The sequence below is a fragment of the Mucilaginibacter sp. genome, assembly GCF_036383575.1.
Classification (GTDB): Bacteria; Bacteroidota; Bacteroidia; order Sphingobacteriales; family Sphingobacteriaceae; genus Mucilaginibacter.
Genome location: NZ_DASVOB010000353.1, coordinates 1 through 9,561, shown reverse-complemented (window position 1 = coordinate 9,561; position 9,561 = coordinate 1). Strand labels below are relative to the sequence as shown.

General features: G+C 42.9%; 6 protein-coding genes. 1 reads left to right on the top strand and 5 read right to left on the bottom strand.

Features of this window, described 5'->3' with window-relative positions:
- The first annotated feature begins 580 nt into the window (after positions 1-580).
- A complete protein-coding gene (locus VF500_RS12180; protein WP_330859929.1) occupies positions 581-1,474 on the top strand; it encodes an AraC family transcriptional regulator in 894 nt (297 codons plus the stop codon).
- Between the two features lie 225 nt (positions 1,475-1,699).
- On the opposite strand, the gene VF500_RS12175 is transcribed toward VF500_RS12180, so the two are convergent.
- From VF500_RS12175 to VF500_RS12155, 5 genes are all read right to left on the bottom strand, one after another.
- Positions 1,700-2,632, bottom strand: a complete 933-nt coding sequence (locus VF500_RS12175; RefSeq protein ID WP_330859928.1) for a dihydrodipicolinate synthase family protein — start codon at positions 2,630-2,632, stop codon at positions 1,700-1,702.
- A 12-nt stretch (positions 2,633-2,644) separates the two neighbouring features.
- A complete protein-coding gene (locus tag VF500_RS12170; RefSeq protein ID WP_330859927.1) occupies positions 2,645-4,201 on the bottom strand; it encodes a sodium:solute symporter in 1,557 nt (518 codons plus the stop codon).
- 364 nt (positions 4,202-4,565) lie between these two features.
- Positions 4,566-6,965 (bottom strand): beta-galactosidase GalB, encoded by a 2,400-nt coding sequence (gene galB, locus VF500_RS12165; RefSeq protein WP_330859926.1) that lies wholly within the window; start codon positions 6,963-6,965, stop codon positions 4,566-4,568.
- A complete protein-coding gene (locus tag VF500_RS12160; protein WP_330859925.1) occupies positions 6,962-8,083 on the bottom strand; it encodes a glycosylase in 1,122 nt (373 codons plus the stop codon). Before VF500_RS12160 ends, galB begins: the two co-directional genes overlap by 4 nt.
- A gap of 311 nt (positions 8,084-8,394) precedes the next feature.
- Positions 8,395-9,561: alpha-L-rhamnosidase C-terminal domain-containing protein (locus tag VF500_RS12155; protein ID WP_330859924.1), on the bottom strand; the 1,167-nt coding region annotated here is incomplete at its 5' end.

Sequence of the window (9,561 nt, the reverse complement as noted above, 5' to 3'; positions counted from 1 at the left end):
GTCGGTAATGCCTGCTCCTGTAACAATTTTATTTGAACGTTCGGTTATAACTTTTATGTAGTTGTTATCTGCAGGTGCTTGCGCTAAAGCCGCGCTGCCCGCAACTGATAATAACAATATCACTATGTATTTAAAGTGCTTCATGGTTGTTTCAATTGGTTAAATTCTTTACAGTTTTTATAAAAGCCCTTAAAAAAAGTATATAGTATCCTGCCGTTTTTTACGCAATTAATTGTTCATATCACAATTAATCAACTGTTAAAATCCTGTCAGTTCTAAAAGCCTGATAAAAAGTATAATTAATTTTATTGGTTTATATTTCCTGGTATCCTACAGCCTGATTTACAAGTTGCTTTAACAAATATCAATGGTTAGCCTTTGCCTTTCCTATTTGTATTTATCTATTTATTATACAATCTTACCATAACCCGCTTTTCGTGTTAGGCTAATTTTTTGTCAAAAGAAAATTACATTGCTGCAAATTGGGTTTGATTAAAATTTGCTACTTTTAAAAATATAAACCAACACGGCACATACATAAATATGGGCCGGCCCGCTAATCTTTATTGATTTTCATAAAATGAAGCCCCATTTTCTCAAGGTTGCGGTAAAACCGCAAAATTCATTCAGTATACGGCATGATATTTTGCCTACCTTCAGAGGGATCTGGCATTACCATCCCGAGCTTGAATTACACTACGTAATCAAGGGCGAAGGGGTTAGGTTTATTGGTGATAATATCAGCAATTTTTCGCCGGGCGAAATTACACTGCTTGGAGAGGCGCTTCCGCACTGCTGGCGATGCAAGGATGAATATTTTTTGCCCGACTCGGGATTGAATGTTGAGGTAATTGTGATCCATTTTTTACCGGACTGTCTTGGCCGTTACTTGTTAAATTTACCCGAAGCTTTCATGTTGCCCAAGCTTTTTGAAAAAGCCAAAAGTGGCATGGTCATCAAGGGCGAAGCAAAAACCGAGCTGGCCAGACTGATGCGGCAGGCGGCCGAAGCTACCAATCTCGACAGGATCATTATCCTGCTTTCGATATTGAAAGTGTTGGCCGAAAATGAAGAATTTGAGCCGATCACCCTATCGCACAGTGACTTCCACCAATCCAATGAGTCGGATACGATCCGCCTCAATAAGGTATGTTCATATACACTGGCCAACTATAAACAGGAGATTAGCCTGGAGAAGATAGCAGCTATCGGCAACCTGAGTGTTACCTCCTTTTGCCGGTATTTTAAGCTAATGACCAAGAAAACATACTTTGATTTTTTAACCGAGATCAGGATCAGTCATGCCTGCCGGTTTTTGATAGAAGATAAATTGCCTACCGAGGTTTTGTGCTTTGAATGCGGTTACAATAATATTTCAAACTTTTACCGTCACTTTAAAAGGGTTACCGGGATGACCCCACTTGAGTATAAACGCCGCTATATTAAAGGACAAAAACAGGCGATTTCTGCTTGATTTTGCTAAGTCTTAAGTCGTTAGCATGAAGTTATAAGAGGCCAACTATTTTAAAATGTAGAGACGCATCACATGCGTCTCCCGCATGCAAATTTTTGGACTTAATCACTTACAAAGCGGCTTGTCCTATGGGAGACGCATGTGATGCGTCTCTACGTAAAATACTCTCAAACAACAATTTGTTATAAAAAACATTGCTTTTCACCTAATACTCCCGACCTAACACTAATAATTCCCGATACCTATCTCGCTTTGAAGCGTGGTATAGTTGCTGTACAGATCTTCAATCTTATTACGAATAGCCGGGGAAAAATAGCCTACATCCCGGCGGGTTGTGGTAGTTATTTTCAAACCGCGTTTGGTAAGATAATATTTAGCAATAACCGGGTATACATTGTGCATTACATCCATATTTTCGGTTAAAAACTCCTGCACCATTGCCACCTCATGCTGGCGCGATGCATCAGCATAATGATCACATAACCAAACAATAAGTTCCGGAAAGAAATTCCCCTGGATACAGGATAAGCCTGCCGAACCGGCTTTCAGCGATTCAACCGCATGAACCATGTAAGCATCGTACAAACCAAAAGCCGGATTAATTTTGCTCGCCTCCAGTTTCTGCTTTACCACATCCAGGTTAAGGCAGGTATCTTTATGATATATTACCCTGCCGGTTGCTACAAAATGATGAAGCTGTTCGGCCGACAATAATCTCTTGTATGGCACCGGGCATTCGTAAAAACCTAAAGGGATAGTTGCAGTTTGATCAAACAACTCAAATACACGGTCATTAAAAACAGTATCAGGTTCATCAACATTGGCCAATAAACTTGTAATGGCAATTACCGCCGAAGTACCTGTATCATACACCCTTTTTACAAAATCAGCTTGCTTTTCAATCAGACCACCAAAGGTACCGGTAGCTACAACGGGAACAGCGCCGTCAACAGTTTCAACCACGTGTTTAATTATTGCCAGGCGCTCTTCTCCGCTCAGTTCAAACATTTCGCTCGACAGGCAATTAGCAAATACACCGGCCGCCCCAGCATGCAGGTACATTTCGGTTAAACGGGTTAGCGCTACATAATCGACCGCACCGTTATCTTTAAAAGGCGTTAACATTACCGGGATAAAACCCTTTTTTGATTGTTCCATTTGATGATTAAATTAAACTGTTAACTGCCTGGTTTTGGTTAAAAAGATTCCTGTTAAAAATATGGCGAGTGTACCCGCAACAATGATCATATTGGTATTCAATGTACTGCGAAGGGCTGCGTATTGCTCTGGAATGAGCGCAGGAAAAGTAAGCCAAAGGATCACCAAAACACCAATGATGCTGGCGATAATAGCCTCGTGGTTACGGGTTTGCCTGCTGATGATACCCAGCAAAAATAAGCCGAGCATACCAGCAGCGAAAATCCCCGAAAGCTGCCACCACAGATCAAGGATGCTTTTTACCCCTATCATGGCTATCCCGGCTGCCATACCTGCAAACCCAAAAAGCACAGTGCCTATATGCAATGCATTCAGGGTGCTTTTTTCGTTGAGCTGCGGTTTAAAATATCTTTTGTAGATATCGATAGTAAAAACAGTCGCCGATGAATTCATTCCAGAACTAATGGTGCTCATGGCTGCCGATAAAATGGCTGCCACGATAATACCAACCAGGCCCGCAGGGATTTTGGTAACCATAAAATGCGGCATGATCTTATCGCCATAATCGGCAGGTTTAAGTTTACCCATAAACGCTGCAACCTCATTTGCCGAAGCTGTTGCAGGCAAACGTTCAATAGCTACCTGGTGTTTAAGGCTTAAGATCAGGTCGGGGTGCTGGCTGTAGTAAGCGTATAAGCATGAACCTATTACAAAAAACAGGAAAGATGCAGGCACATAAATACCAACACAAAGCCATACCGATTTGGCCGCCTGTTTGGTTGATGTAGCCGCATGATAACGCTGGATATAGTTTTGATCCATCCCAAAGTTGTTGAGATTGATAAAGAACCCGTAGAACAGGATCACCCAAAAGGTTGGCTCTGTAAGGTTCAGTGAGAAACTGCCCAGGCTAAATTTATGATCGGCTTTGCCAATTTCTACGATCTTATCAAAGCCGCCGGGGATGTTGTTTACCACCAAATAAATGATCAGGATGGCTCCCAAAGTTTTGATGATGGCCTGTACCACTTCTGTCCAGATCACTGCTTTAATTCCACCGGATACAGTGTACAGAATAATAGAGATGCCCATTACGATCATGATGGTCTTCATAGACAAGCCGGTAAGCGCCTGTAAGCTCAGTGCTATTCCAAAAAACACAGATCCCATGCGGGCAATCTGCGTAAGCAAAAAACAAATAACTGCATAAACCCTTGCCCAGGGGCCAAAGCGTTTTTCAAAGTGCGTATAAGCGGAGATATTGCCCGTATTACGATAAAATGGTATAAAATACTTAACCGCTATCCAGGCAGCAAATGGCATGGATAAGCTAAATACAAAAGCGTTCCAGTTGCCGCCGTAGGCTTTGCCGGGCACACCCAAAAAGGTGTTACTACTTAAAAAAGTGGCATAAATGGATAAACCGATGGCCCAGCCCGGTATTAAACCAGATGCAACGGTGAACTGCTCGGCATTTTTATTTTTACGCGAAAAATAAAAACCGACCAGCACCATGGCTATAAGGTAAATACCTATAATGGTAAAATCTAACACGGGCAACACTCTCATGCGTTAATCGGGTGGTACAGTAAATTTAGTATTATGGTTTAAAATTGTATAACAAATGTAACGTACCGGGGTTAGCCTTTACTGTAATATTTTCGCCGGCTATTGTAGGATATTATCACAAAGAAAATAAATATACAAACAAAAAATGCCGCCACTCGCCAGAGGCGAGTGGCGGGAAAAACAAACAAAAACCATGTCATTGCGAGCGCAGCGCGGCAATCTCGTAGCCAATGCATGTCCGATTTGCATAGCTACGAGATTGCTTCGTCGTTCCTCCTCGCAATGACATATTTTTTATATTCCCAGCCCTTGTAACCTCTTAACAAATAGTCAACGGCAATGAATACTTTGAGTTAATGGCTTCTCAATGCGTACTTTCAATAATTAAGTGAGCCGCCTGCAACCCATCGGCAGCAGCAGTAACAGTAATCTTCCCGCCAACAGATTTAGACTGAATAACAGCCAGCCCTAAACCATTAAACAAATGGTGCTGATCAGATACAAACGGATCGAGATCTGTCTGCGAACCATTGTCTACAGCTTTCAGCACGCCTTGTCCGGTTACTTTAAACTTCACCAATTGGTTGGCATCGGGCACCGGCACATTGTTTTTATCCAAAACAGATACGGTGATATACGACAGGTCTTTACCATCGGCTTTAATTTTACTCCTATCGGCCTTAAGCTGTATTTTATAAGGTTCACCGGCTGTAACTACCTGCGTGGTCATAACCACCTTTCCGTTACGGCGGGATATGGCTTTTAACACTCCCGGTTCATATTTAATACGCCACATGACATGCAGGTCACCACTTGTTTTCTTTCTTACCCCTATTGATTTACCGTTTAAAAAAGCTTCCACTTCATCGGCATTATTGTAATAGGCCCAAACGTCAATCAGTTGCCCAGGTTTCCAGTTCCAGTGCGGTAGCAGGTGCAAAACGGGTTTGCTTGTCCACTCGCTTTGGTACATGTAATAAACATCCTTGGGGAAACCGGCCAAATCAACAATACCAAAGTATGAGCTGCGGGCAGGCCACAGGTATGGAGTTGGTTCGCCAATGTAATCGAAGCCTGTCCACACAAAAAGGCCCGAGAGGAAATCATGTTTCTTGATGATCTTCCATGTTTCCTCGTGCGTTGAGCCCCAATAGGCCGATACGTTATCGTAGGCTGATACCGTAAAATCGGCATTGCCATCCTTCAACAGAGTTTTGCCATCCTTTGGCCAGCGCCGGATACTATCCGACGGCATATCATAATGCCCCCGCGTTGCCAGTGCCGACATGTTTTCGGTGCCGATAAACTTTTGACCGGGGTAGTTTTTCTGAAAATCGGCATATACTTCCTGGTGATAATTTAAGCCAACCAGATCAAGCGCGCCAGACTGGTAAATGAAATTCTTTTTGGGATCTGCATCACTCAGGGCCGATGTAACTGGCCTTGTATTATCCAGTTGCTTTACAATTTTTACCAATTGGCGACCAATGCTCACACCTGTACTATCAAACTGCTCCCTGATCTCGTTGCCTATGCTCCAGGCAAAAACGGATGGATGGTTCCGATCTCGCAAAACCTGGTCTTGCAGGTCCTTTACATGCCACTCGTCCCAGTCCTCATGGTAATCATGTTTGCTTTTTTTCTTCTTCCACATATCAAAAGCTTCGTCCATTACCAGGAAACCCATTTTATCGCACAAATCAAGCAGTTCGGGTGCCGGTGGATTGTGCGATGTGCGGATGGCATTACAGCCCATATCTTTTAATATCTGCAATTGCCGCTCAATAGCACGCGTATTTACAGCCGTACCCAAAGCACCTTGGTCATGATGCAGACAAACGCCAAGAATTTTCGTCGGTTCGCCATTCAGACTAAACCCTTTATCAGCGTCGAAATTGAAATAACGGATACCTATGGTGGTGGTATAATCATCAATAACTTTATTATCAGCAATCAACTGCAGCTTTACTTTGTACAGATAAGGATGATTTATTGACCATAATTTAGGATTCGTAATCCTAAGGTTCTGCTGAATTACAGTACCAATTACGGAAGAAGTAATTGTACCCACAACCTTACCCTTATCATCCAAAACCAAAGCCTTGAGTTTCAATTTGCGATTGACAAAACCTGGTAAAACTGTACGGATATTTATCGTCGCATTTTGCTGGTCAACCTGCGGCGTAGTTATAAATGACGACCATTGCAGCAGATGGATTTTATTGACAGTAGTTAACCAAACATTGCGGTAAATGCCCGACCCGGTATACCACCGTGAATTAGGCTGATCGCTGTTATCAACCCTAACCGCTATCACATTTTGCCGCGCTCCAAATTTGAGGTAAGGCGTCAGATCATACCTGAAAGAGATATAACCATTGGGTCGTTTGCCTAAGTAATGCCCGTTGATCCAAACTTCGCTGTTGTGATAAACGCCGTCAAAATCAATCAAAATAGTTTTAGTTTTTGACGATGCAGGGATCATAAAACTTTTGCGATACCAACCAATGCCAGCAGGCAATCCACCCTCGGCCTGCGTGGTGGGATTTTTACTGTCGAATTTCCCTTCGATACTCCAATCATGCGGAAGATCAAGTCTTCGCCAACGATTGTCATCAAATTTCACCTGGCACGCAGCCGCATCATCGCCTAAAAAAAACTTCCAGTCGGTGTTAAAACTTTCTGTTTTGCGTACGTTTTGAGCAGATGCAAAACCAGCCGTAAAAAGCACTAAACACAGCGTATATAAATAACGGAACCTCATTTTGATTTACTTTTCTTAACAGGAGGAGCAACAAAATTCAACTCGCTTTTACCCAGATCTTTTGACGTAGCCACAGCTATGCCGCGCTGATCGGCTTTGTTTACGGCGCAATAAAAGTGATAAACCATGCCTTTGTACTTCACCACGCATGATTTATGGGCGAACATATTATCATAAGGCTCAGATGATTGGATGAGCTTCTCTCCTGTCCAATCCGTCCAGTGTACTAAGTCATAAGAACAGGCAAAGCGGTTAAACACACCAGAATCGCCGGTTTTCCAAAACGCTCCAAAATAGAACATCACGTAAACATTTCCTATCTGCTGAATGTATGGATCGCCTGTAATACCGTCGCCATGATTCAATACCGGGTCTTTGCCGAAACGTTTCCAATGCAGCATATCGTCAGATACGGCCATACCAATCCGTTCGGCACCGCGTTTTTTGTTTACACTATCGCCATTGGCATTGTAATACATGATGAAAGGGTGACCGGTCAGCTTCTTTTTATCCCAGATAACCGTTTGCTTGTATTGCGTATGGTTATCCCACCAGCTTACATCTTTATCGATGCTTGACAGTACAGGATGATCTAATCCCTGCCATTCATGCGCGGTACCCGGATCCTGATCGGTTGAAGCTATGCTTATAGAAAGCAAACCTTTCTCATAGCCCTTGCTTTGTCCACCGAAATATGACAGCCAATACTTGCCATCATATTGCTGTAATTTGTACGACCCTCCCCATTTATAATCCTGCAAGCCAACATAACCGGCCTTTTGGTTATTATCCCAGCGTGTGGTATCATCAGAAAATGAGAGGATACGGCCGCGGGTTTTCCAGTGCAGCAGATCTTTGCTATCGGCCAGCCAGGTTTCATAACCACGGCCATTAAAAATGATATAGCTCATATACCAGCTATCCCCCTGCCGAAAAACCATAGGGCAATCGGCCTTTTGGTTATTATCATCAGGTGCTATTACCAGGCCATATTTATACGGGACTTTTACTTGTTCATAAATGTTTTTCATCACCTTTTCGGGTACCTCCTGTGCCTGCACCTTCAGCATTAAAAAAACACAAACTAAGAATGTAGATGATTTGGAAATGTATTTCATGGTTTGTTTATATAGAGTCCATTAATAAATCCACAGATTAAGCTATTATAAAACTGAAAACCAATTCATTAGATTTCATGAAAATCGCTTTTAAAATCTGTAGTAAATAGGGGGCACCTACGGAGCCAATACATATATCTTATTTTGCTATAAACATGTTACTCCTACGGAGTTATAATCATACACTTTTTAAACTCCGTAGGAGAAACATGTTTGTAGAAATGAAAATCAAGAGAATTGGCTCCGTAAGTGCCTCCTTTTTAAAAGCGTTTTTCCTGTTTCAGCTTTATGCATTTTGCTTTCATAATATTTTATTTGGCGATGAATGTATAATTACCCGAACCTGCTTTTATTTCGGCCTTCCCATTGTGATAACCGACGAACTTAAGATCATGCTTTGCTTTGATGTTTTGCCCATCCACCGTAATGGCAGCATTGCTTTTAACAGGCAAATAGATACTTGCCGTAGTATTAGCGGGGATACTTACTTCGAGCTTAAACTGCCTCTGATCTTTTTTCCAGCTGCTTACGATATTGCCATACGGCGATTCGTAGTTAGCTTTTGCCCAGGTAACATCACCCACGGTTTCGGGCCGGATCTCTATTTTATTAAAAGCAATGGCATCATCTGCAGGGCGGATGCCAGCCAAACCACTGTAAAACCATTCCATCAAATGCCCTAACATAAAGTGGTTATTGGATACTGAAGTTAACGCCGCCCATGATTCGGTTAAGGCAGTGGCACCATGAGCAAGCTGATAACCATAGCCCGGTACATCGGCACGACTGTTCATATCATAGATCACATCCGAGCGGCCTTCATCGTCCAGCACACGCAGCAGATAACGGTAACCAATATCACCGGCGGTAAGGGCATTACCGCGGTCGCGAATATCTTTTACAATATTGTTCACTACGGCCGCTTTGTATTGCGGCTCAACCAATCCGGCATAAACAGACATGGCATTAGCCGCCTGACTGCCGGTGCCGTATTGTTTGGTTTCGGCATTAAAAAACTTTTGATTGTAAGCCTGTTTAACTTCGGCAGCGAGCTTTTTGTATGATGCGGCATCATCACTTTTACCGAGCAGGCTTGCTATTTTTCCTGCTATATCAAGGTCATAATAATAGATGGAAGTAGCGGTAATCCCCTGCGGTGTTAACTGCGAAACGCCGGGAGCGTTCGGGCCAAGGTCATACCAATCGCCCAGGCCCTGGTACAATAAATGGTTTTGAGATTTTTTATCGAGGTAGGCCAAATATCGTTTGATCATCTCATAGTTTTGAGCAAGCACCTCTTTATCGCCATACCACTGGTATACATACCAAGGTAGGATCACCGCATTGCTTCCCCATTCAGGCGAATCGCGGAAAGGCTCATCAAACTTTACATATTCGGGCGAAATCTCGGGGATCAGCCCGTCTTCGGTTTGAGAGATGCGCATATCATTGATACACTTGCGCGCCAGGCCCACAAT

Excerpts from the sequence above, each read along its gene's own strand:
- VF500_RS12180 (WP_330859929.1), top strand. The coding sequence starts at position 581 with ATGAAGCCCCATTTTCTCAAGGTTGCGGTAAAACCGCAAAATTCATTC.
- VF500_RS12175 (WP_330859928.1), bottom strand. The coding sequence starts at position 2,632 with ATGGAACAATCAAAAAAGGGTTTTATCCCGGTAATGTTAACGCCTTTT.
- VF500_RS12170 (WP_330859927.1), bottom strand. The coding sequence starts at position 4,201 with ATGAGAGTGTTGCCCGTGTTAGATTTTACCATTATAGGTATTTACCTT.
- galB (WP_330859926.1), bottom strand. The coding sequence starts at position 6,965 with ATGAGGTTCCGTTATTTATATACGCTGTGTTTAGTGCTTTTTACGGCT.
- VF500_RS12160 (WP_330859925.1), bottom strand. The coding sequence starts at position 8,083 with ATGAAATACATTTCCAAATCATCTACATTCTTAGTTTGTGTTTTTTTA.